At 44.6% G+C, this 22,405-nt stretch carries 23 protein-coding genes; 15 read left to right on the forward strand and 8 right to left on the reverse strand.

The genetic code is table 11. The features are described 5' to 3' along the window. Nucleotides 1–3: 3 nt before the first annotated feature. The 3 genes from AAIR98_RS02360 to AAIR98_RS02370 are packed head-to-tail and all read left to right on the forward strand — an operon-like array spanning nucleotide 4 to nucleotide 1,554. A complete protein-coding gene (locus AAIR98_RS02360) occupies nucleotides 4–588 on the forward strand; it encodes an RNA polymerase sigma factor (protein WP_423970645.1) in 585 nt (194 codons plus the stop codon). After that, nucleotides 578–967: a hypothetical protein gene (locus AAIR98_RS02365; protein WP_423970646.1), complete on the forward strand. Its 390-nt coding sequence runs from the start codon at nucleotides 578–580 to the stop codon at nucleotides 965–967. Before AAIR98_RS02360 ends, AAIR98_RS02365 begins: the two co-directional genes overlap by 11 nt. Next, nucleotides 964–1,554: a hypothetical protein gene (locus AAIR98_RS02370; protein ID WP_423970647.1), complete on the forward strand. Its 591-nt coding sequence runs from the start codon at nucleotides 964–966 to the stop codon at nucleotides 1,552–1,554. Before AAIR98_RS02365 ends, AAIR98_RS02370 begins: the two co-directional genes overlap by 4 nt. Nucleotides 1,555–1,863: 309 nt before the next feature. Here AAIR98_RS02370 and glyS read toward each other — a convergent pair whose 3' ends face one another. From glyS to AAIR98_RS02395, 5 genes are all read right to left on the reverse strand, one after another. Beyond that, nucleotides 1,864–3,939, reverse strand: coding sequence for a glycine--tRNA ligase subunit beta (glyS, locus tag AAIR98_RS02375; protein ID WP_423970648.1), 2,076 nt, complete (start codon nucleotides 3,937–3,939; stop codon nucleotides 1,864–1,866). Nucleotide 3,940: 1 nt separating this feature from the next. After that, the gene (locus AAIR98_RS02380; RefSeq protein WP_423970649.1) at nucleotides 3,941–4,798 is read right to left on the reverse strand and encodes a glycine--tRNA ligase subunit alpha; all 858 of its coding nucleotides are present in this window, start codon (nucleotides 4,796–4,798) and stop codon (nucleotides 3,941–3,943) included. Nucleotides 4,799–5,011: 213 nt separating this feature from the next. Beyond that, the gene (gene recO / locus AAIR98_RS02385; RefSeq protein ID WP_423970650.1) at nucleotides 5,012–5,707 is read right to left on the reverse strand and encodes a DNA repair protein RecO; all 696 of its coding nucleotides are present in this window, start codon (nucleotides 5,705–5,707) and stop codon (nucleotides 5,012–5,014) included. Nucleotides 5,708–5,713: 6 nt separating this feature from the next. Continuing rightward, a complete protein-coding gene (locus AAIR98_RS02390) occupies nucleotides 5,714–6,844 on the reverse strand; it encodes a thioredoxin domain-containing protein (protein ID WP_423970651.1) in 1,131 nt (376 codons plus the stop codon). A gap of 4 nt (nucleotides 6,845–6,848) precedes the next feature. Further along, a complete protein-coding gene (locus tag AAIR98_RS02395; protein ID WP_423970652.1) occupies nucleotides 6,849–7,439 on the reverse strand; it encodes a MarC family protein in 591 nt (196 codons plus the stop codon). 148 nt (nucleotides 7,440–7,587) lie between these two features. On the opposite strand from AAIR98_RS02395, the gene AAIR98_RS02400 reads away from it, so the two are divergent. The 5 genes from AAIR98_RS02400 (at nucleotide 7,588) to AAIR98_RS02420 (ending at nucleotide 11,861) form a co-directional block, all read left to right on the forward strand. Continuing rightward, complete coding sequence (locus AAIR98_RS02400) at nucleotides 7,588–8,178, forward strand: penicillin-binding protein activator LpoB (RefSeq protein WP_423970653.1); 591 nt, start codon at nucleotides 7,588–7,590, stop codon at nucleotides 8,176–8,178. A 17-nt stretch (nucleotides 8,179–8,195) separates the two neighbouring features. Next, entirely contained in the window at nucleotides 8,196–9,491 is a 1,296-nt protein-coding gene (locus AAIR98_RS02405) for a COG3014 family protein (protein ID WP_423970654.1), read from the forward strand. A gap of 27 nt (nucleotides 9,492–9,518) precedes the next feature. Next, nucleotides 9,519–10,439, forward strand: a complete 921-nt coding sequence (locus AAIR98_RS02410) for a putative periplasmic lipoprotein (protein ID WP_423970655.1) — start codon at nucleotides 9,519–9,521, stop codon at nucleotides 10,437–10,439. A 2-nt stretch (nucleotides 10,440–10,441) separates the two neighbouring features. Then, nucleotides 10,442–11,146 (forward strand): FKBP-type peptidyl-prolyl cis-trans isomerase, encoded by a 705-nt coding sequence (locus tag AAIR98_RS02415; RefSeq protein WP_423970656.1) that lies wholly within the window; start codon nucleotides 10,442–10,444, stop codon nucleotides 11,144–11,146. Nucleotides 11,147–11,381: 235 nt separating this feature from the next. Next, complete coding sequence (locus AAIR98_RS02420) at nucleotides 11,382–11,861, forward strand: type IV pilin protein (RefSeq protein WP_423970657.1); 480 nt, start codon at nucleotides 11,382–11,384, stop codon at nucleotides 11,859–11,861. A gap of 77 nt (nucleotides 11,862–11,938) precedes the next feature. Here the strand turns inward: AAIR98_RS02420 and AAIR98_RS02425 are convergent, their stop codons facing one another. From AAIR98_RS02425 to rpsT, 3 genes are all read right to left on the reverse strand, one after another. Then, nucleotides 11,939–12,526: a hypothetical protein gene (locus AAIR98_RS02425; RefSeq protein ID WP_423970658.1), complete on the reverse strand. Its 588-nt coding sequence runs from the start codon at nucleotides 12,524–12,526 to the stop codon at nucleotides 11,939–11,941. Nucleotides 12,527–12,586: 60 nt separating this feature from the next. Continuing rightward, nucleotides 12,587–13,189, reverse strand: coding sequence for a hypothetical protein (locus AAIR98_RS02430; RefSeq protein ID WP_423970659.1), 603 nt, complete (start codon nucleotides 13,187–13,189; stop codon nucleotides 12,587–12,589). 135 nt (nucleotides 13,190–13,324) lie between these two features. Continuing rightward, a complete protein-coding gene (gene rpsT / locus AAIR98_RS02435; RefSeq protein ID WP_423970660.1) occupies nucleotides 13,325–13,600 on the reverse strand; it encodes a 30S ribosomal protein S20 in 276 nt (91 codons plus the stop codon). Nucleotides 13,601–13,685: 85 nt separating this feature from the next. On the opposite strand from rpsT, the gene AAIR98_RS02440 reads away from it, so the two are divergent. The 7 genes from AAIR98_RS02440 to holA are packed head-to-tail and all read left to right on the forward strand — an operon-like array spanning nucleotide 13,686 to nucleotide 22,380. Then, nucleotides 13,686–14,999 (forward strand): GIY-YIG nuclease family protein, encoded by a 1,314-nt coding sequence (locus AAIR98_RS02440; RefSeq protein WP_423970661.1) that lies wholly within the window; start codon nucleotides 13,686–13,688, stop codon nucleotides 14,997–14,999. Nucleotides 15,000–15,004: 5 nt separating this feature from the next. Further along, on the forward strand, nucleotides 15,005–16,768 hold the full coding sequence (locus AAIR98_RS02445) for an ATP-dependent DNA helicase RecG (RefSeq protein WP_423970662.1): 1,764 nt from the start codon (nucleotides 15,005–15,007) through the stop codon (nucleotides 16,766–16,768). Next, entirely contained in the window at nucleotides 16,768–17,082 is a 315-nt protein-coding gene (locus AAIR98_RS02450) for a hypothetical protein (RefSeq protein ID WP_423970663.1), read from the forward strand. The genes AAIR98_RS02445 and AAIR98_RS02450 overlap by 1 nt, the downstream gene beginning before the upstream one ends. An 18-nt stretch (nucleotides 17,083–17,100) precedes the next feature. After that, on the forward strand, nucleotides 17,101–18,225 hold the full coding sequence (locus AAIR98_RS02455; protein ID WP_423970664.1) for a Gfo/Idh/MocA family protein: 1,125 nt from the start codon (nucleotides 17,101–17,103) through the stop codon (nucleotides 18,223–18,225). Between the two features lie 40 nt (nucleotides 18,226–18,265). Next, entirely contained in the window at nucleotides 18,266–20,773 is a 2,508-nt protein-coding gene (gene leuS / locus AAIR98_RS02460; RefSeq protein WP_423970665.1) for a leucine--tRNA ligase, read from the forward strand. A gap of 20 nt (nucleotides 20,774–20,793) precedes the next feature. After that, nucleotides 20,794–21,369, forward strand: coding sequence for an LPS assembly lipoprotein LptE (gene lptE / locus AAIR98_RS02465; protein WP_423970666.1), 576 nt, complete (start codon nucleotides 20,794–20,796; stop codon nucleotides 21,367–21,369). A gap of 6 nt (nucleotides 21,370–21,375) precedes the next feature. After that, nucleotides 21,376–22,380 (forward strand): DNA polymerase III subunit delta, encoded by a 1,005-nt coding sequence (holA, locus tag AAIR98_RS02470; RefSeq protein ID WP_423970667.1) that lies wholly within the window; start codon nucleotides 21,376–21,378, stop codon nucleotides 22,378–22,380. The last annotated feature ends 25 nt before the right edge of the window (nucleotides 22,381–22,405 follow it).

A 22,405-nucleotide genomic window follows, 5' to 3' on the forward strand; every position in this document is an offset into this window, starting at 1 on the left:
ACCATGGATGACAAAACAGATATAGAACTGCTGGAGATGTATAAAAAAGGCGACGTTGGCGCTCTTGGGCTGATAATAGAAAAGTACAAAGGCCCGTTGTATGCCTATATACTTTCAATAGTAAAAGCGGAAGCGGCGGCGGAAGACATTTTTCAGGAAGTATTTTTGAAAATAGTAAAAAACCCACACAGCTATAAAGAGCAGGGCAACTTTAAATCCTGGCTTTTTACTGTAACAAGAAATAAGTGTATGGACTATTTTCGCGGCGCGGGCAACGATATTTCGCTGGACCAAGAAACAGAAGACGAAATGACTTTGCATGACATTATACAGTCTGATGAAAAAGACCCTTTAGACATACTTCTTAATACTGAGGATGGTACGGCCATAAACGAAGTTTTGTCTATGTTACCCCAAGAGCAGCGCGAGGTAATAATATTAAGAACAACAATGAGTTTTAAAGAAATTGCGGCCGCGCTTAACTGCCCCATAGGCACAGTTTTAGCAAGAGCCAGCAGAGGATACAAAAAAATGCAGTCAGAATTAACAAATAAATTTGCAGTGGAGGAGGCCTACAATGCAGGATAATAAAGAGCTTTTTGATTATCTTAACATTAAAGCGGGCGGCGCTAGAGCTAAAAATATAGACGCCATAAGCGCGGCGGTAAAAAGCGCGGCGTACGCGGGCGGGCCCTCACAAAAAGTGATAGACAACATTATGACCGCCGCCTATAAAGAAAAGAGTTCTGCAATAAAAAATGTGTTTGCGGCGTTTAACTATAAGACAGTGCTTGCGGGAACTTTAATATTAGCTTTAGCGGTAGGAGTGCCTTTAAAGATGTTGAGTTACGAGGCTGTTGGTACAGAAATTTATTCATCGGCAGTTGACGCTAATTTTGAATTGCTGGATGCAGACCTGGAAGAAATTTTATCCGGTCTTGACAGTATTACGGAGGTAGGAGTATGAAAAAATTAGGTTTAATAATGGCAGCGGTACTAGCCTGCGGTGTTTTAGCTAACGCCCAGCCCGCCCAGAAAGAAGTAAAGAAAGAAGACGGCAAAGCCAAAACGGAATTTGCCCAGAAAAGAGAAGACAGACGCGGCGCGATGAGAGACCATTTCAAAGCCAAAATGGAAGAAGAAAAGGGCTTGCATGATAAATACGCGGCCGCCAAAACAGACGCTGAGAAAGCCGCTGTTGAAAAGGAAATCAACGCCAAAGTATCTGCCGACACAGACAGAGAAATAAAGATGTTTGAGGACCGTTTAAAAGAATCTAAAAAGCAGGTAGAAGCTGCCGAAAAGAGATTTAAAGATATAAAGAAAGACAAGAAAAATATTAACACTAAAAAAGCGGAAGCCATAAAAGAAGGCAAATTTGGCCCCCGCGCTATGAAAGAAAACTGTGACGACGGCAAGTGCCCCTTTATGCCCAAAGACGGCAAAAGAGGCGAATTTAAAGGCCGCAAGGGTGAAGGATTTGGCCACAAAGGCCCCAGAGGTGAAGGCCGCATGATGCCACCGCCGCCGTCAGATAATGCAGAAGCTAAATAAGTAGCTTTACAAAATAAAATCCCCGCTTGGTTAGCGGGGATTTTTGTTTGTCATTAGTGGGGGGTAGCATGCATATATCAAGTATGTAGAGGAAGTGAGCTTGCGAGCAGGTGAGGGGAAAAGTGTTTTTATAAAAAAGATACTTAACTAATTTCTCCCTTTTGCAAAGGGAGAAAACTTTATTTTATAAAATGACCTTCTGGCTAAGTAAATAAATTGAAAAAACTTTCTATACAGCGTGGGGGAGGATAAAAAACACTTCCCAGATTAATCTGGGAAGTGTTTTATAATTTTTGTTATTTCAGTTGTTTAATTAAGCGCTGTGATATCCGCTATTTTAGTTAATATTGCCGATGCGTTAAACAGCAGGTTTAGGCGGTTTAGCCTGACTTCTTTATTTTCAGCGTTTACCATAACTGCGTCGAAGAAGTTGGCAAGCTCCGCTTTAAGCGTGGCAAGCAGCGCAAATATTTTTTCCGCGTCGGCTGTGGTTAATGCTTTATTTTCATAAGCTTTAATTTCAGCAGATATCGCGCCAAGTTTGGCGTGTAACGCTTTTTCGGCGTCGTGCTCAAAGTATTTTGTGTTAACTTCGGCCGTCTCAAATTCCGCTTTTTTAAGAATGTTAAGCACACGTTTGGCGTTTTGGCTTACCGCCGCCAGCTCTTCGTTATGTCTTAAATTTTTAAGCGCTAAAGCTACGTTAACAATTTCTTTTACAGGCCTGTCCAGGCGGTAGGAAACCGCGCTCATAACATTTTTTTCCATGTCGTAAGCTTCTAAAATATTTTCCACACGCACTTTAAAGAATGTTACCAAGTCTTCTTTAGATGTTGTAAATTTATCGCCGTAAAGGCTGGCGGAATGCTCTATTAAATCATGCAGGCTGACAGGCAGGTCAAGCTCAGCAAGCATTCTTACAATACCTATGGCCTGGCGGCGCAGGGCAAAAGGGTCCTCGCTGCCGGTAGGTATTTGCCCGACGGCAAAGTTGCCCGCTATGGTGTCCATTTTACCAGCTATTGAAAGCACCGCGCCCTCAATATTTGACGGTAATTGTGAGGCTGAAGTAAGCGGATAATAAAACTCTTCAATAGCTTTTGCCACTTCTTTGCCAAACCCTTCTTTAGCCGCGTATACGCCGCCCATATAGCCTTGTAATTCCGGAAATTCATATACAACGCCAGACGTTAAATCAGCATAAGCATAGTCAGCCGCCTGGCTTACTGCGGTTTTGTCTGCGCCGCATTTCTCGGCCAGCCAAACAGCTAAGGTTTTTGTTCTTTCCGTTTTATCAAGCATGGTGCCTATGCCGTCAATAAACTGTACGGCGGAAAGCTTGTCGCGGAAAGTTTTAAGGCCTTTTTTAATGTCCTGGTTATAAAAGAACACCGCGTCACTAAGACGGGCGGACATAACCTTTTTAAAGCCTTTCATAACTTCATTTTGGTTTACAGACATGCCGTCACGCACGGCTATAAAGTAAGGTTCTATATCGCCTTTAGCGTTAACCATATGGAACATTTTAATCTGTTTTTTAAGCACGGTTATTATAAGCTCTTTAGGCAAAGTTAAAAACCTTATTTCAAAGTCCCCGGGGACAACTACCGGGTGCTCCGTCATAAAAACGGTTTCGGTCAACAGATCTTCATCAATAACGGCTGTTAAGTTACGTAGAGCGCCCTCTTTGGTAATAGCTTTAACAAGAACTTCTTTTCTGTCCTGCGGTTCTATTAAAATAGGCTGGGCTTGGTTACGCAGTGTTTCGGTGTAAGTATCAGCATTTTGTATTTTAATGCCTTTGGTGCCAAATGAGGACAACGGCCACGTTACTCTGCCGGACTCTACTTCCGCCACGTTAAATTTGATAAGCGCGTCGCCATATAGGCCAATCAGCGTGCGCAGCGGGCGGCCAAAGCGCAATCCGCTTTGTTCCCAAGTCATTGTTTTTGGGAACTGCAGGCCGCGTACTATGTTTGTAAAAATTTGCGGTAAAAGTTTTTTAACGGCTTCGCCTTTAATTTTAACTTTGGCGTAAATAAACGGGCCGTTAGGCGTGTCAACAACAGTCAGTTTCTCAGGCTTAATACCATTTTTCTGCGCGAAGCCGGCGCTTTGCGGCGTGTAGTTGCCCGCAGCGTCTTTAAGTAATTTAGCGGGGGGACCTTTGACTTCTTTTACTATGTCTTGCGCTTTGGGCTCTACGCCGTCTATTACTAAAGCTAATTTTCTAAAAGAACCAAACGCGCGGACGGATGTAAAAACAATATTATGTTCCGCCATTTGCGCCTTGGCTAAAGCTTCCATTTGGGCAAGTGTTCCGGGTACAAAGCGGGCGGGTAAATGTTCTACGCCTATTTCTAAGAAGGCTTTTTGTGATGTCATATTATTTCTCCTCCTTAGGTTCAACCGCTTTTATGTAGGCAGAGGCGCAAAGTTTAGCAAGCGTGCGTATTTTGGTAATAATATTGGTGCGGTCAGACACGCTGATAGCGCCGCGCGCCTCAAGCATGTTAAAGTAGTGTGATACGCGCATAGCGGCGTCGTACGCCGGCAGGTAAAGGCCTTTGGCGCACAGCGCTTTGCACTCTTCTTCACTTTCCAAAATATAACGCCTTAAATTGTCTATGTTAGACTCTTCAAAATAGTAATGTGAAAACTGCCTTTCAGATTCTAAAATAAGGTCTTTAAAAGACTGTGTGTTATTCCACATAAGGTCAAAAATGCTGTCTTTGTTTTGTGAGTACATGGCAATACGTTCAAGGCCGTATGTAATCTCCGCGGTAATTGGGTAGAGCGGGTAGCCCGCCATGTTTTGAAAGTAGGTAAACTGTGTTATTTCCATGCCGTCCAGCCAAACTTCCCAGCCCACGCCGCTGGCGCCTAAAGTTGGGGACTGCCAGTCATCCTCTACCCAGCGCACGTCATGCTCGCGCGGGTCAAGGCCGATGGCTTTGAGTGAGTTTAAATAAAGTTCCTGCACGTTAACTGGCGCGGGTTTTAAGATAACCTGAAATTGGTAATACTTGCCAAGCCTGTTAGGGTTTTCGCCATATCTGCCATCGGCGGGGCGGCGGCAAGGTTCCACATATGCCACACTGGTGGGTTTTGTAGTAAGAGAGCCAAAAAACGTAGCGGGGTTAAAAGTGCCCGCGCCTTTTTCCAAATCATACGGCTGTACAATAATACAGCCCTGCTTTTTCCAGTAATCCTGGAGGTTAGAAATTATATCTTGAAAGTTCATATTCTTATTTTACAATTTTTGAATTGCTTTTGTTTTTTCCTCTCCCTCTTACGGGAGAGAGTGATGTATACAAAGATTTAGTGACGCTAACTATAAAACAAGTCATGTTGAGGAGCGCCGCCAAAGGCGCGACGGAGACGTCTGATTTAGACTGCTTTGGTAAATGCGGGCGGAGACAAGCTCCGCCCCTACGCAAAAATTATGGTTGATTTTTTAGGCTACAACAGCTTCCGGCTCAAGGTCGGAGGTGTTTTGCGGGTAGTCAAATTGCGGGTCAGGCAGTACGTCTTCTTTAAGTGTATTAAGCGGGTAGGCCAAATATCTGTTTAAAAACCTGCGGCAGATGTATGCGGCCTTATTTACGTTTAAAATATCTTCCTGCGTGGTAAAGTTAAGCTCGTTAAGCGGCGTATTGTGCATGTGTTCCCAAAAAGCGGGGGATATGCCAAGCGCGGGTTTATCCATACCAAAACCCGCCAACGTCATAAGGCGCAGTATAAAAGCGGGGCTTATAGCGGGGGTAACGGGCGCGGACTGCAACTCGCGCAGGCTGGTTAAAAGGAAGTCAAATTTTTCTTCGCTGGGCTGGTTTTCGGGGGTAAGGCGGAACATAAGCTCGCAAAAGTGCAGGGCAAGTTTGGTGCGGGCGGTGTCCATGCGTATAGCCGGGAAAACGGTGTTTAACTTGCCGCCGGTTACGCAGCCTATAGTCGCGCCTTTTTTAAAATAAACACGGTAGTTGGCGTGGACAAAGGGCTCGCTCAGGGCTTTCATTTTGCCCAGCGCTTTGTTTACGCTTGGGAATCTCAGGTTTATTCTGCCGTGCTCACGGGTGAACAGGCAAACCATACGGTCCGCCTCCCTAAAATTCTGGCGTATTAAAATAATACCTTCGTCTGTAAGTATCATAATTACCTATGATATAACAATTATTATAAATAAAGCTAAAAATAAAGCCGCTAAAAGTAATTTAGCAATACCTAAGTTCTTTTTAAAGAAAGTGTTAACTTTGTCTGATTTGTAGCCCATAATGGTAGCTGCAAAAACAATAAGCAAAGGCATAATAAACATTAAATTATAAAGAACAAGGTAGGTTGTGGCCCTTACCCTAAAGTGCGGCTCCTTCATAATTAACACTATTGTAGGTATGTAAACCTGGCCTGTGCAGGCCGCTTCAATGACGGATACTACAAGCCCTACGGCAAAAGCCGCCAAAGTAAGTTTTATTATACCCGCATTATTATTGCCGCGCATAAAAAACCCTATAACTTTGTTTATTTTAAGTTTAAGATTTTTGGAAAGCTGCAGCACCATAGCGTCGGATTTTTTGGTTTTTGTATATACAATAAAGTCATACATACTGAGTATAAAAAACACAAAACACACCGCCGCCGTAATATAATAAAACGCCAGCGTTACATACCTAAACCCGCTAAAAGCGTGTATAAACTGGAACAGCCCAAAGCCAAGCAGGAAGTAAGTTAAAAACACTGCCAGGCAGTACGCCGCCCCTACAAAAATAACTTCTTTGCCTTTATAGCCGTAAACGGCAAGGAACGATACAAAAAATACTATAACGGCAAAAGCGCACGGGTTAATGCCGTCAATAAGCCCGGCAGAAACTATTGCGATAAGCGTCATTTTTTTAAATTCTTCGTCTGATTTTACCTCTTTAATGTTTACTTTGGTAACCTCGTCATTTTCAATGGCTTTTTGTATAGCTGCGTCGGCGTATAGGCCAATAGGGCGGGGGTAGCCCATCATGTATGTCTCACCAATGGCCACTGCCGGCACATAAGGCGGCTGGTTATAGGCCTCGGACGTTTCTTTAAAAATTATGCTGCCCTCAGCGTCGGAGGTATCTATCTCTATGATATCCACTTTGCCTTTATAATCTTTTTTAAATTTGGGCATAAATTCCGCGTTCATTTGATGGCAATGCCCGCAAGTGGGGGATGTAAAAACAACAACTTTCAGTTTTTCAGCCGCAAAAGATACCGCGGGTAAAAGTAAAGCAAATGCTAATAACAATGTAAGTTTTTTCATTATTTTATTTTCCTAAAAATGTGGCCACGCCGCCCATTATCATGTTTACTGACATAAGCACCAGAATCATGCCGGTAAGCCTTTCTACCGCCACAATGCCGCGCTTGCCAAGAAAATCACTTATGGGGAATGACAACAGTAATATTATAAAGTTTATTGCGGACGCCGTTAACACCGCCGCTAAAATTAACATTTTGCTGGGGCTTTGCGCCGCCAAAATAAGCGTTACGCTCAGCGCCGCCGGGCCCGCAACCATTGGTATGGCTAAAGGCACTATAAAAGGTTCGTCGTCTTTGGGGTTGGATTTGGGCTCTTCCTCATTGCCGCCAAACACAAGCTTAAACGCTATCATTATAAGCATAAGGCCGCCAGCTATACTTAGCGAATATTCCTTTATGCCCAAAATTGATAAAAACTGTTTACCCAAAAACATGAAGGCCACCATTAAAAACATGGCTATGCAAAGCTCTCTTATTAAAACTGTTTTTCTGCGTTCGGCCGGTACGCGCCTGAGTACGGATATAAATATAGGAATATTGCCAAAAGGGTCCATAACCAAAAAAAGTGTGAATACTGCTGAAAAGAAAAATTCCATAAGGTTAACCTCTTTATGACATAATAATATAGTATAGCAAAGAATTGGGAGGCGTGTTAACACCCCCTAAATGCAATAAAACCGGTTTATTTTCTGTTATAAAATAGTAATATAAAATAGAAGTAAACATAAATACGGGAGTTATTATATGAAAAAAGTATTACTACTTATATTATCTATGGCAGTGCTTTTTGCCTGTTCAACCAAAGTAGAAAGAATGGACGCCGACACAACCAAAGACCTCAGCGGCAGATGGAATGACACAGATTCCCGCTTAGTGGCCGAAGAAATGATAGCGGACTGCCTTAGCAGGCCGTGGTACACCAAATTTATGGCCCAAAAAGGCAAAGAACCTGTAGTAATAGTGGGTACGGTAGACAACCAGAGCATGGAACACATTAACACCGGTACGTTTATTGAAAACATGCAGCGCGCCCTTATTAACTCCGGCAAAGTAGAGTTTGTCGCCAGTAAAAATGAACGCGGCGAAGTAAGAACAGAACGTTTGGAGCAGGACGAGTTTGCCTCAGAAGCGTCGCGCAAAGCTTTTGGTAAAGAAGTAGGCGCTGACTTTATGCTCAGCGGCGTGCTTAACTCTATAGTAGACCAAGAAGGCAAAAAGGCTGTTGTCTATTACCAGACAAACCTTAAGCTTATTAACATTGAAACAAACCAGATTGTCTGGAACGGGGAAAAGAAACTTAAAAAATACGTGCTTAAGCGCGGATCCAGCTTCTAGGTTTTGAGAGAATAATTATGAAAAGGACCCTCACTTTACTTGTGGTAGCGTGCGCTATTACCTGCGGGTGCGGGTCCTCTTTAGCTTACAGGAAAGATGTAATTAAGGATGTGACGGACGGCAAGTATGCCGCCGCTGCTTCTAAAATAGAATTAAATAAAAACAAGATGTATAAAGACAGAGACTCTTTGCTTTATTATCTTGACCTGGGCCTGGTGCAGCACGAGGGCGGCAAAGCTGTTGACAGTGACATTAACTTCGCGGCCGCACAGGACAGAATAGACGAGCTTTTTACCGTCAGCGTTACCAAAACAATTGGAACCGTGGTACAGAGCGAGCTGGACTCTTCCTACAAAGGCCAGGAATACGAAAGATCTTTGACATATTTTTACAGAGCCATGAACTTTCTGGACAGGAAAGATTTGCAAGGCGCTTTGGTAGAAGCCAGAAAAGCGGTTTTCTACCTGGATAACTTACGCAGAAATAAAGCCAAAGGCTATAATGACGACCCGTTTGTACAGTATTTTGCCAGTTTGCTTTTTGAGAGCGGCGGCAACTTATCCTCCGCCAGAATTTCGCGCACAAACGCTGTTAACGCTTACGGCAAATACGGCTTTGACGCGCCTAATTTTACCGTGCCCGCCAACGCTAACCAGATGGGGGAAATCATTTTCTTGCATTATAACGGGCATATACCGTTGCTTACATCGCGTTCCATACAAGTTGCGTGGAACGACGCTCTAATTTCAATAAACGGTACCGACGAGCTGGCTAATGCGGACGCCTCCGTACAAAACGCCATTATGGCCGGTATAACAGGCAACGCCGTTACGGTGGCTTACCCTGTGTTTACAGATGTGCCGTATTCTGTAAGAGGTTCTATAGTGGCGGTTGGCGATATTTACCAAAACACGGTTTTAGTGCATGATATAGGTATGGCCGCCAAAGCAAGCTTGGCAGAGCGCATGCCGGGTATTTACGCAAGGCTTGTCGCGCGCGCGGTAATAAAGCAAATTTTAAACGTACAGGCGCGCCACGCGGTTACAAAGGCTACGGATAATGAAAACTGGGGTATGTTGGCAGGCATGCTGATGGCGGGTTTTAACGCCGCTATAGAGAAGGCGGACACAAGAATGTGGTTTACCCTGCCTGACCAAATAAGAATGACGCGTATGTTTGTGCCGCCGGGTACGCATACTATAAGGTTTGCCGCTACCGACGATTTTGGCACTGTGCTTGATACAAAAAATTTTGAGAATGTAGAAGTAAAGGCGGGCGGCAGGGTATACCTGCACCACCGCACAGGTAAATGATTGTAATATATTAAAGAGAGGTGTATTATGAAAAAAATATTAGCGCTGCTATTGGCTGTGGCCGTTATGGGCGCATGCTCAACAGTAAATAAAAATACTTTAAGCTACAGGCTTAGCAAAGTTAACGGCGAAAAGTTTATAACAGGCGTTGGCAACGGCGCCACAAAGGCCGAGGCGGAACAAAAAGCCAAAGAAGATATTAAAAAAATATTTGACGGTTCTAACGCCGCCGACATGCCCGTGGTGGCCGACATTTACAACCACGCTTTTATAGAAAAAACGTGGAAAGATAAAAAGACTAAAACCTATTATTCTATAGCCGCGCTTGAACGCCAGGTTGCTAAAGATATGCTTAAAAACAGTTTAACCTCTTTAGACCTGCAGATATCGGGCTTGGTTTCTAAATACAAACTTACGCAGGATAAATTTGCCAAAATCAAAACTTCTTTAAAAATACAGCCTTTAATTATAAGAAGAAACGCTTTGGAAGATTTGCATGAAAAAATTGACTACAACGGCCAAGGCTATGACCCGCAAAATTTTGCCTCGCTCAAAAACATTGTTTATGAAAGCATGAATGAGGTTAAAATATCACTCAACGTGCTTGGAAAAAACAGTGAGATTTTGCACACGCATATCATAAACTCGCTTAACCAAATGGGGCTTAGTGTGGCTATTAACGAAGCCGCCGATATCGCCGTGGACGTTAACAGCGAAATTACGGAATATCCGTCTAAAAAAGTAGAGGGTTTAATGTGGTGCAGCGCGACTGCGACAGTGGGCCTTAAAGACGTTGCCACCGGCGGCGTATTTGCAAGGTTTAGCATAAGCGGCCGTCAGGGCTCCTCCAGGTCAGAAGAAGCTGTTAAGAGGACTATGGACGACATAGGCAAATCATCGGCCGAAGAAATTTCAAAAAGAATGTACGACTACTTGGAAAGGAGATAGTAATGAAAAAATTATTTTTAGCGCTTAGTTTAGTTATGCTGCCATTCGCGCTTTTCGCGCAGGAAGCGGCTGCGGAAACCGCCGCCGAAGACCCGGCTTTAAAAGAGATTAGAGAAAAAGCGCAAACGCTTTACTCTCTCGGTTACCTGCTTGGCGAAAACCTTAAAACCCAGCTTGTCATAGAGGGCGAAGAAGAGTTTAAGTATATCATGCAGGGCATGCACAACAGCATTGACGGCAAACCCTCACAAACAAATATTGAGGAGTATAAAGCGTTAATTATAAAACGCTATGAAGCCGACGCCAAAAAAATAGCGGAAAAACGCCGCCAGGAACAAGCCAAATATATTGTAGCTGCCAGGAAAGAAAGAAATACCGAGGAAATTAAAGACGGCGGTATTTTGGTGCAGACAATAACTAAAGGTAAAGGCGCCACGCCTAACGCCGCCAGCACAGTTAAAGTGCATTACCAGGGCACATTAATTGACGGCACCGTGTTTGACAGCTCAATAGCGCGCGGCGAACCTATTGAGTTCCCGCTTACGGGCGTTATCCCGTGCTGGACCAAAGGTTTACAGAAAATGAAAGTAGGCGGCAAAGCCAAACTGGTTTGCCCCGCCGAAACAGCCTACGGCAACCGCCAGATTGGCGCGATACCGGCAAACTCAGTCTTAGTCTTCGAAGTAGAACTCTTAGACGTAAAATAATTAAAATAAAACAGGCCGCCGCAAACAACTGTGCCGGCCTGTTTTATCCCCAAATCTTTGGCACATTTTGGGTTTTATTTGAACTCAACACACCCCGTCCGCCCTTTGGGCTCCTCGCGCAAGTGTGCTGAGCTCAAATAAAACCCAAACTGCGCTCAAATCTTCGGGGCCCCGTTAGGGTTATAGGAATTTTTAATGTTATAATTAAAAAATTAAATTAGTAAAAGGAGAAAAAATGAAAAAAGGTTTTACATTAATTGAACTTTTGGTAGTTGTTTTAATCATAGGCATATTAGCAGCCATAGCTTTACCGCAATATACAAAAGCGGTTGAACGTTCCCGCTTTGCCGAGGCGCAGCTTACGGCTAAAAATATTACAGATTCTTTACAACGCTATATACTTGCCAATGGTTTTCCGGCGGCTGCGGTTATGGGTGAAGATGTTTTAGACATTGATCTTACCGGCGGAACATGGGACAACACCTATGGGTCGTATGTTACAAAAAATTTTGTATACAATGATATAAAGTGTCTTCCATCAAGCTGTTATTTCACGGCAGAGAGGGTTAAGGCTGGTGATACAATGTATATTTTGAGCATAAACTTAAGTGCTAATGGAACAGAAAGCTTTACATGTACAACGCAATTAACAGATTTGGGAAAAAGTATTTGTAAGCAAGCCACAGGTTACGAATATATTGATGGTGAAATTTAATTTAAATAAATTTAATTGCTATAAATAAACCCCCTTGCCCAAGCGGGCAAGGGGGTTTTTATTTGTAAAAATATTGCTTATTCTTTTGCTTCTCTAAGTTCTTTAAACCAGCCGCGTTCGTTGGCTTTTAATACAATTTCCTGCCAATCTTCCGCTGTAAGCTGCTTTTCCTGCATGACTTTGGCCGTTACTATGTTAGCCGTGTTTCTGTCATTAGGGTGGCTGGCAAGATATTCTTTTTCCACTTCAACGTATCTTTTGATAACGTCAAAGTCAAAGGCGTCCTGCTCTGCCTGCTGCCTTTTAATAAGCTCTTCCTGGTCAGATAAAGTATCTTGCGGTATTGTTACCGTTTTGCCCTCACCTTCTGGGTGTACATAAATATACTGGCCGTTTTCATCAACCTGCGGTTGCGGCTCGCCGCCGTCTTTAGGCGCGGGCGTCATTGCAGGCGGCGCTGGCGCCGGCTTAGGTTCTAATTTAGCCGGTGAAACGTGCCTGTTAATATCTGTTATGGACGGGTCGTCCGCCATATTGCCTGTCATCATATTGTCGCAGGCATGCGGGTAAACTATGAAAAATATACAGAGTATTATGATTACAAGTATAGCCGCTTTCATTATCATAATAAGGAAAGAATTAAACGACTGGTTTGGGTTGCTCATATTATCACCTGATTATTATTAATATATATACAAAGTATATAATAAAATTTGGCAAAAATATTAATTTTTGTTATTTACCTGTAACTCTTTTGTTAAAGCCGCTACCTCAGGGTCCGATATCATTTGCTGTAAAAGCAGTAAAAACTGCGGGTCTTGCGAGTATTTTAACAGCACGGTCTGCAGCTGCGGGTTTTGCTGGAGGATAGTAGGAAAGTCCCCGCCGGCCAGCTTGGTAAAATCTATATTTTTTACGCCGGCCTTCTGCAGATCTTGGTTAAAAGACTTTATTAAAGGGTTGGTTGAATATTTGGCGTATACTTTTTCCGCCCTGTTTTGCAGTTCTTGGTTTTTTGTTATTACGGGCAATGCGGAGGGCTGTTCTATTACATTATCTTTATATGACGGGGGTACAACACCAACGGCGTAGTCCTGTGCTGCGGTTTGCGCTTGGCTGCCCGGCATAACGGCGGCCATGGTGCTGTAGGGCTGCGTTGCGCCGTCCGGTGAAGTGTCGGCGTTTACTACTGAAAATAAAGGCGCATTGTCGCGCGACGCGTTAGCTTTCTCTGTATAAGCGGCGTAATACTGCCAGCCGCGGTACGCTCCCATGGCCGCTATCCATATAACTAAAACAGTAAAAAGAAAGTAACTAAGTTTAGACATAAATTTATTTTAGCATACAAATAAATAAAAAAGTTCTGCGCTTTTTGCGCAAAACTTTTTTATTATCCCCAAATCTTCGGGGCCCCTAACGACAAAAAACGCCCCGAACAAAAGTTCGGGGCGTTTTTAAAGATTTTATTTAGAGCTGTTAACAGCTTTAGCAAGTTTGCTTTTCTTTCTGGCAGCTGTTTTCCAGTGTATAACACCTTTTTTAGCTGCTTTGTCAGCGGCGGATGAGGCTGCTTTTAAAGCTTCTTCAGCTTTGCCATCTTTAGCTTTTACTGAAGCCTGGACAGCTTTTGTTGTTAAACGAACGGTTTTTGTTAAACCTTTGTTTCTTGAAGTTCTTTTTTCGGCTTGACGCTGTGCTTTAAGTGCGCTTGTGTGTCTGCCGGTTTTTAATTTTGCCATATGTTTTATCTTACCTCTATAGTAACTTATGCTATATTTTACTCTTTTATGCGCAAGCGGTCAACTTATTTTTTATAATAGATACATGACCCTTAATATTAATATTTTACCAAAAAGCCCGGGTGTTTACATAATGCGCTCAAATTTGGGTGAGGTGCTTTATGTTGGTAAAGCCAAAAATATATCAAACAGAGTGCGCCAGTACTTTCAAGGGTCCGCGCGGCTTAGCCGCGGGTGGAAGCTGCCCAGCCTGCTGCCGCTTATAGCGCGTATAGACTACATTGTCGCCGCCAGCGAGCGTGACGCCCTTGTATTGGAAGACCGCCTAATTAAAAAATACAAGCCATTTTTTAACTCTGACGGTAAAGACGACAAGTCTTATCCATACGTAAAAATTACCGATGAAGACTTCCCCCGCGCCATGCTTGTGCGCAGTAAAAAAATGACAGGCAAATATTACGGCCCGTACCCGCATGCCGGTGCCGTAAAAAACCTTTTACGCTTTTTGTGGAAGAGCGGCTACGCCCCGCTGCGCCCGTGCAAGTGGAGTTTTAGCCGTACCAAACCTTTAGACGCGCGTAAAATAAATACCTGCGTATATTTCCACACAGGCCAGTGCCCCGCGCCGTGCGCAGGCAAAATATCCTACGCCAAATATAACCAAATTGTAGACCGTTTTGAAAAAATTGTAGACGGCGGCTACGCGCAAATAAAGCGGGAGTTCAGCCGCGCCATGCGTGCCGCCAGCAAAAATATGCAGTACGAGCGTGCCGCTCAAATGCGTAACTTTTTAGACTCGCTTGACCATATGTCAGAGCGTATTATAGTAAGCCAATACAAAGACGATAAAATCGTGCAGGCTATGGACGCCAGCGTCAAGCTTAAACGCCTGGCCGAGGTGCTTGGCCTAAAACGTGTGCCGCAGCATATAGAAGCTTTTGACAACTCCGGCCTGTACGGCCGCGCGGCTGTGGGCAGTATGGTATGCTTTATTAATGGTAAAAAGCATCATTCACATTACCGTAAATTTAAGATAAAATCAACTTTACCCGGTACCGGTAACGACGATTACCTGATGATGCGCGAAGTTGTAGGCCGCCGCTTAACAGCGCTTAAACGCGCAGGGGAGCCTATGCCCGACCTTATGCTTATAGACGGCGGCAAAGGCCAGCTAAGCATGGCAATGGCAGCCGCAGAAGACACCGGCGTTAAAATGAATTTTATAGCACTGGCCGAGCGTGAGGAAGAAATTTTTGTGCCCGGCAAAAGCGAGAGCATCCGCCTGCCCATTGGCGACCCCGCGCTTAACCTGCTTATGGAAATGCGTGATGAAGTGCACCGCTTTGCAGTCACATTCCACCGCAGTCTGCGTGATAAGGATTTGCTTAGGAAAGATTAATTTATATGACAGATATTAAATTTTTAAAAGGCGTCGGCCCCGCTAAGGCCGCCATGTTTAACAGGCTTGAGGTTAACACCGTTCATGACCTGCTGCACTACTACCCGCGCACTTATCAAGACCGCCGCCCCGGCAGCCTGACTAAATTTGGCGACGGCAACCAGGTTGTTTTCCTGGGCCGTGTTATGCGTACGGAATATATACCCGCCAAAGCCGTGCTTATTTTTAAAGCGTATCTTGAAAACGAACAGGGCGAGCAGGTTGAGTGCGTGTGGTTTAAAAAACGCCCGTTTTTTAAAGCCCGTTTTGACCCTATGGCCCAGCTTAAAAAAGATTTTAAACTTAATTCTTGGGTGTGGGTAGTTGGCAGACGCGAGGATAAGGGCAGTTTTATTTCCAACAAAATATCGGCCGATGAGTATTACCCGGCGGACTCGCAGGAAGCGTTGCTGCACGTTAACCGCCTTACGCCAATTTACTCTTTAACGCAAGGTTTAACCAACAAGTTTTTCCGCCAGGTTGTGCACATGGCGCTGGAAACTAAACTAAAAGAAGAACCTGAAGTTTTGCCGCTTACGCTTGTGCAAAAGCGCAGCCTTTTAGGTGCGTCACAGGCTTTACGCGCTATACACTTTCCGTCAAATACGGCTGAGCTGGACGCCGCGCGCAGGCGTATGGTGTATGAAGAGTTTTTGCTTTTAACCACTGCCTGGGGTATTAAAAAGCAGCAAAAAGTTGCTGTTAAAGACCATAAATATGAAGTCAAAACCACCCTGCTCACACCGTTTAAAGAAAACTTAGGTTTTGAGCTTACGGCCTCCCAAAAAAAAGTTATTAACGAGATTTTTAGAGACATGCAAGCCTCCGTCCCCATGACGCGCCTTTTACAGGGCGACGTAGGCAGCGGTAAAACTATAGTGGCGTTAAGCGCCATGCTTTTGGCAGTTGAAAACGGCTACCAGGCCGTGCTTATGGCGCCGACGGAAATTTTGGCCGAACAGCATTTTCTTACAATAAATAATTTTCTTAAAAAACTTAAAGTTAAAACAGTTTTGCTTACATCAAGCGTAAAAGGTAAGGCCAAAACAAAAGCGCTTGAAGATATAGCAAACGGGGATGTGGATATTGTTATAGGCACGCATTCCGTTATAGAAGACAATGTTGTTTTTAAAAATTTAAAACTTGTGGTGATAGATGAGCAGCACCGTTTTGGCGTGCGCCAGCGCACCAAGCTGCGTGAAAAGGCCAAAAATATAGACATGCTTACCATGACGGCCACGCCTATACCGCGTACCTTGGCATTAGCTTTTTACGGTGACCTGGAAGTGTCCGCCATAACCGAGTTGCCGCCCGGGCGTAAGCCTGTTACCACGCTGCACGTTGGCGAGAACGAGGCATACGGCAAAGCGCTTGAAGAACTTTCCAAAGGCCGCCAGGTGTATATAGTTTACCCGCTTATTGAAGAGTCCGAAAAACTTACGGTAAAAGCGGTTAAAGAAGATTTTGAAAAAATACAGCAAATGTTTCCGTCCTTTAAGGCCGCTATGTTACACGGCGGCATGAACAGGAAGGACAAAGAAAAAACCATGGCCGATTTTAAAGCCAAAAAAATTGACATTTTGGTAGCCACACCTGTTATTGAAGTAGGTATAGACGTTAAAAACGCCACGGTTATGATAATACAAAGCGCTGAGCGCTTTGGTTTAGCCAGCTTGCACCAGTTACGCGGGCGCGTTGGCAGGGGGAGGCCGAGAGCTTTTGCCTTTTAGTGCCCCAGCATTTAAGTACAATAAGTAAAGAGCGTATAGATATTTTATGCAAAACGGCCGACGGTTTTAAAATTGGCGAGCGTGACATGGCGCTGCGCGGCCCCGGCGAAATTTTAGGCACCCGCCAAAGCGGCGAGTTCGAGTTTAAAGCCGGAGATATTTTTAAAGACCAGGACGTACTGCGCTGGGCATTGGAAGACAGAGACGAACTGCTAAAAACGGACGCCAGGCTAGTGCTTAACGAACACCAAGCCTTTAAAGCCCGTTTAATAGACTTATACCAAAACCAGTGGCACTTAATAGATCTAAGTTAATTTACTGCCGGAGGAGTTATGAAAGAAATTAAAGTTGCCGTTCTTGGCTGCGGTTTTATGGGCAAGGCACATATTTACGGATACCAGACTATTCCTCTTTATTATGACCCGGACTTTAAAATAAAACTGGTTGGCGTTTATAACAGAACATTGGCCAAAGCGCAGCATTTTAAAGATTTATATAACTTTGAATTTGCTACTGATAATGAGGATGATATTTTTTCCCGTGCGGATATAGATGTAATAAATATTTGCACCCCTAACACATTGCACAAGCAGGAAATAATAAAAGCTTTAAACAGTAAAAAACATGTTTATTGTGAAAAACCCGCCGTTTCTTCTTACGCCGACATGCAAGAAGTGCTGGGGCACCCTAATTTAGAAAAAGTAACAACGCAAACGGTGTTTCATAACAGGTTTTACCCGGCGGTAAAAAGGGCTAAAGAACTTATAGAAAACGGCGTGCTTGGGCAGGTGCTTTCTTTTCGCGGGAATATGCTGCATGACAGCAATTCTCTAAGTGCCAAGGCGGCCAGTTGGCGCAATTCAGGCGGCGGCAATGGCGGTGTGGTATATGATTTGGGCTCACATATATGTGATATGATTTACTATTTACTTGGAGATTTTGACAGCGTTGTAACCAAAAACCAAATAGCTTATCCTACGCGTCCCGGCTCGGACGGCGCTCCGGTTAAAATAGACGCGGAGGACGCCTCCTACTCTTTAGTAAAGCTTAAAAACGGCGCTTACGGCACTATAGAAGTTACCAAAATAGCCACAGGCAAGCCCGGCAATCCTAAGCTGGAAATTCACGGTGAAAAGGGTGCTATAATAATAGACCTTATTAACCCTAACTTTGTTCAGTGTTATGACAATACGGCGCCCAAAGGGCCACACGGCGGCATGGCGGGCTTTACACAAATACAAACAATACAGCATTATGAGGAGGATGGCTCAACCTTTCCCCCGGGGAACCATACTCTTGGCTTTTTACGCGCGCATGCTGACTGTTTATACAGCTTTCTCTCATGCGTATCAAGAGGTAAGCAGGCGTCGCCGTCACTTAAAGACAGCCTGTATGTGCAAAGCGTTTTAGAGGCTATGTATAAGTCCGCCAGAAGCGGCGCGGAAGAGCGGGTTTAACTCTGGTTTAGGTTAGTTAAATAAACTATAATAGGATAATATGACAGAAATTAATTTCCAAGACATTGATAAAAAACAACAAAAGATATGGGACGACGCCAACCTGTTTGTAACCCCGCGCGTACCTGTTAAACCTAAGTTTTACTGCTTAGATATGTTCCCTTACCCCAGCGGCCAGGGCCTGCACGTCGGCCACCCGGAGGGCTACACAGCGTCCGACATACTTGTAAGATATAAAATGATGAACGGCTTTGACGTTATACACCCCATGGGTTGGGACGCTTTTGGCCTGCCCGCCGAAAACTACGCCATAGCCACAGGCGTGCACCCGGCCGTTACAACCAAAAATAATATAGACACTTTCCGCCGCCAAATTAAATCACTCGGCCTCAGCTATGACTGGACCCGTGAGATTGACACTACGGACCCCGGCTACTACAAATGGACACAGTGGATATTTTTACAATTATTTAAAAAAGGTTTAGCTTATGAAAGCAGCCTGCCCATTAACTGGTGCCCGTCCTGCAAAACAGGTTTGGCTAACGAGGAAGTTTTTAACGGCAAATGTGAACGCTGCCAGTCTGTTATTGAAAAAAAGAACATCCGCCAATGGGTGCTTAAAATTACAGAATATGCCGAAAGACTGCTGGAAGATTTAGAAGGCCTTGATTGGCCCGAAAGCACGCTCGCCATGCAGCGCAACTGGATAGGCAAAAGCACAGGCGCGGAAGTTACCTTTAAATTAGACGGCCATAAAGAAGAACTTACAGTTTTTACCACCCGCCCGGACACGCTTTTTGGCGCTACCTATATGGTAGTATCGCCGGAGCATCCCATACTTAAAACAATTGTAACGGAAGATCAAAAAGCCGCGGTAGACGCTTACGTTGCCCAGGCCGCCGCCAAGACAGATTTTGAACGCGGTGACGCCGCCAAAAAAACAGGCGTGTTTACAGGCGCGTACGCAATTAACCCCGTAAACGGCGAAAAAATACCTGTCTGGACGTCAGACTACGTGCTTATGGGTTACGGCACAGGCGCAATTATGGCAGTGCCCGCGCATGACGAGCGCGACTATGAATTTGCCAAAAAATTCGGCCTTAAAATAATAGAAGTTATTTCAAGTGAACAAGGCGTAGAGACCGAGGCTTACACAGGCGACGGTAAACTTGTAAACTCAGGCTTTTTAGACGGTAAAAATGTTGAAGAAGCTAAAAAACTGATGATAGAGTCTTTAGAATCTGAAGGCATCGGCGCCGCCAAAGTAACTTACCGCCTGCGTGACTGGGTGTTTAGCCGCCAGCGTTACTGGGGCGAGCCTATACCTTTAGTCCACTGCCCAAAATGCGGTGTTGTAGCTGTGCCGGAAAGTGAACTTCCCGTAAAATTACCCGAAGTAAAAAATTATGAACCCAGCGGCACAGGGGAATCCCCTTTAGCAAATGTGCCTGAATGGGTTAATACAGTTTGCCCGCAATGTTCCGGTCCCGCCAAGCGCGAGACCAACACCATGCCCCAATGGGCAGGCAGCTGTTGGTATTATTTAAGGTATCTTGACCCTAAAAACGACAAAGTTTTTGTAGACCCTGAAATAGAAAAAGAATGCGCCCCCGTAGATTGTTATATAGGCGGCGCGGAGCACGCGGTGCTGCACCTTTTATATTCAAGGTTCTGGCATAAAGTATTGTTTGATTTGGGCCACGTCAGCCGTAACGAGCCTTACGCCAAACTACGCCACCAAGGCATGATTTTAGCTTATTCTTATAGGGGCGAAGACGGCGTGTACCACGGCTATGATGAAGTGGACTACAGCGATCCTGCCAACCCCAAACTTAAAGCCACAGGCGCAAAGCTTAACAGCATTGTGGAAAAGATGTCAAAGTCTAAAAAGAACGTTATTAACCCGGACGACATTTTGCGCGAATACGGCGCCGACGCTTTTAGAATGTACGAGATGTTTATGGGCCCGTTTGAGGCCAGCAAACCTTGGGACATGAAAGGCATTGAGGGTATAAGCAGGTTTTTAAAACGTGTTTATACCTGGGGCACAAATGTCGCGGTGGATGATTCCTTTACCACTAACAAAGACCTGGAAGTGCTTAAAAACAAATCCATTCTTAAAGTAAGCGACGATATTGAAAAACTTAACTTTAACACAGCAATTTCCGCCCTCATGATTTACTTTAACGAGATAGGTAAGCTTGACAAAATAAACACTGGCAGTTTTAAAGTGTTTATGCAATTACTGCACCCGTTTGCCCCGCATATTACCGAAGAACTGTGGGCGCAAAAAGGTATAAAAGGTTTTATAGTTAAAACCGCCTGGCCTGTGGCCGACAAAGCTTTACTGGCGGCCGAGGATCTTAGCTTAGGCGTGCAGGTTAACGGCAAAGCGCGCGGCAGCATAACAGTAGCGGCGGACGCTGGTGAGGATACAATAAAAACGCTTGCCCTTACCCAGGATAATGTTAAAAAGCATATTGAGGGTAAAGAGGTAGTTAAAATTATTATTGTACCCAAGAGAATGGTAAACATAGTAGTAAAATAATTTGGTTTAAAGGAGCAGGTATGAGATTAACCTTAGCGCTTTTGTGTGTTGCCGTAATTTTCCTTGCCGGATGTACGGAGTCAACCTACAAGCCTTACCCCCAGGTAATGCCGCAGCATATAAGCAAAGTGGCCGTGCGCCCGTTTATTAACAGGACACAGGTGTTCGCGCTGGAGGATAAACTTACGCTTGCCGTGTCGGACGAGTTCCTTAAAAACGGTTACTACCAGTTAGTGACAGAGGCCAACTCAGACGGTGTTATCATCGGCCAAATCACACGCTACCTTATGGTGCCGCTGCAGTATGACACTCAGCTTATCCCCACCACATACCGTATGGAAGTGTGGCTCAATATAAAGTTTTTAGATAAAAAGACGGATGTTGTAATTTGGGAAGAGCCCGCTTTAATGTCCACTTATATTTACTCCGCCTCCACCATGGCCGGCGGCATGACGGAAGAGCAGGCCAGAGAGCAAATATGGGACCGTCTGGCGCGTGATATTGTTAAAAGAACTACAGACGGCTTTGGCTCAGTATGGAGCGAGAGTAAAAAACGCACGCAGGAAAATAACGAGTACACCACAATCACACAGTAGGTAAATATGGCTGTATCTGATATCAGTACACTATCCAAAAATTTGGCAGAAGGCACATTTTCACCCGTATATCTTTTTACGGGTGAAGATGTTTACCGTAAAAATGCGATACTTGCCAAAATAATAGCAAAGGTGGGCGCCGACGAGTTTAACGTAACTAAAGAGGACGCCGCCAAAACAGATTTTGGTGAAATCATCGCCCTTGCAAATACCGCGCCGGTATTTTCCGTCAACCGTATAATATTTTTAAATAATATTGATAAACTTAAAAAGCCGCAGGCGGCCGCGCTTATAGAATATTTAGAATTGCCTTTACAGTCCACAATTTTAGTGCTGTTCCACAACGACGCCAAAAAATTAAAGACGGACGCCACCGTCAAAAAAGCGGCTGAGGCCGTAGGCATGGTAATAGACTTTCCGGAGCTTAAAGGCGCCGGCCTGTCCACCTGGATTAACAATAAACTTAAAGAAAAAAACTTAAAACCCGATATGGAAGTTTCTGAGTTATTGGCCGAGACCGTCGGCGGCGACCTTTCCGCCCTGGAGCAGGAAGTGGAAAAGCTTTCGCTTTACAAAGGCGAAGGCGGCGAGGTGTGCGCGGCGGACGTGCTGGCCTGTGTAGGCTTTAGTAAAGAAGAAAACCCTTTCGCGTTGTCCAACGCCATACTTAATTGCGACAGAAAAACCGCTATCACTTTGGCGGGTAAATTGCTGGAAGAGGGGGAGTCCCCCGTCAGCGTACTTAGTAAAGTGGCGCAGTGCGTGCTTAAAATGACACGTATTAAAAGGCTGGTTAACGCAGGTTATTCCTCGCAGGAAATAGTGTCAAAGGCTGGCCTTATGTTTTGGGAATCGCGCCTGGTTGCCAGCGCGCGTATTTTCCCCAGCGAAGCCGTGCTGCTCAAAACCTTAAATAAAGTAATAGACGCCGACATGCAGTTCAAATCCTCCTCCGGCGTAGACCCGCAGGTTACAATCAAAGGTATTTTACTAACAATGTTTTCTAAATAACTTCTAAGCTTTGCCGCTTCTAATT

It is taken from the genome of Elusimicrobium simillimum, from assembly GCF_049639735.1.
GTDB lineage: Bacteria > Elusimicrobiota > Elusimicrobia > Elusimicrobiales > Elusimicrobiaceae > Elusimicrobium > Elusimicrobium simillimum.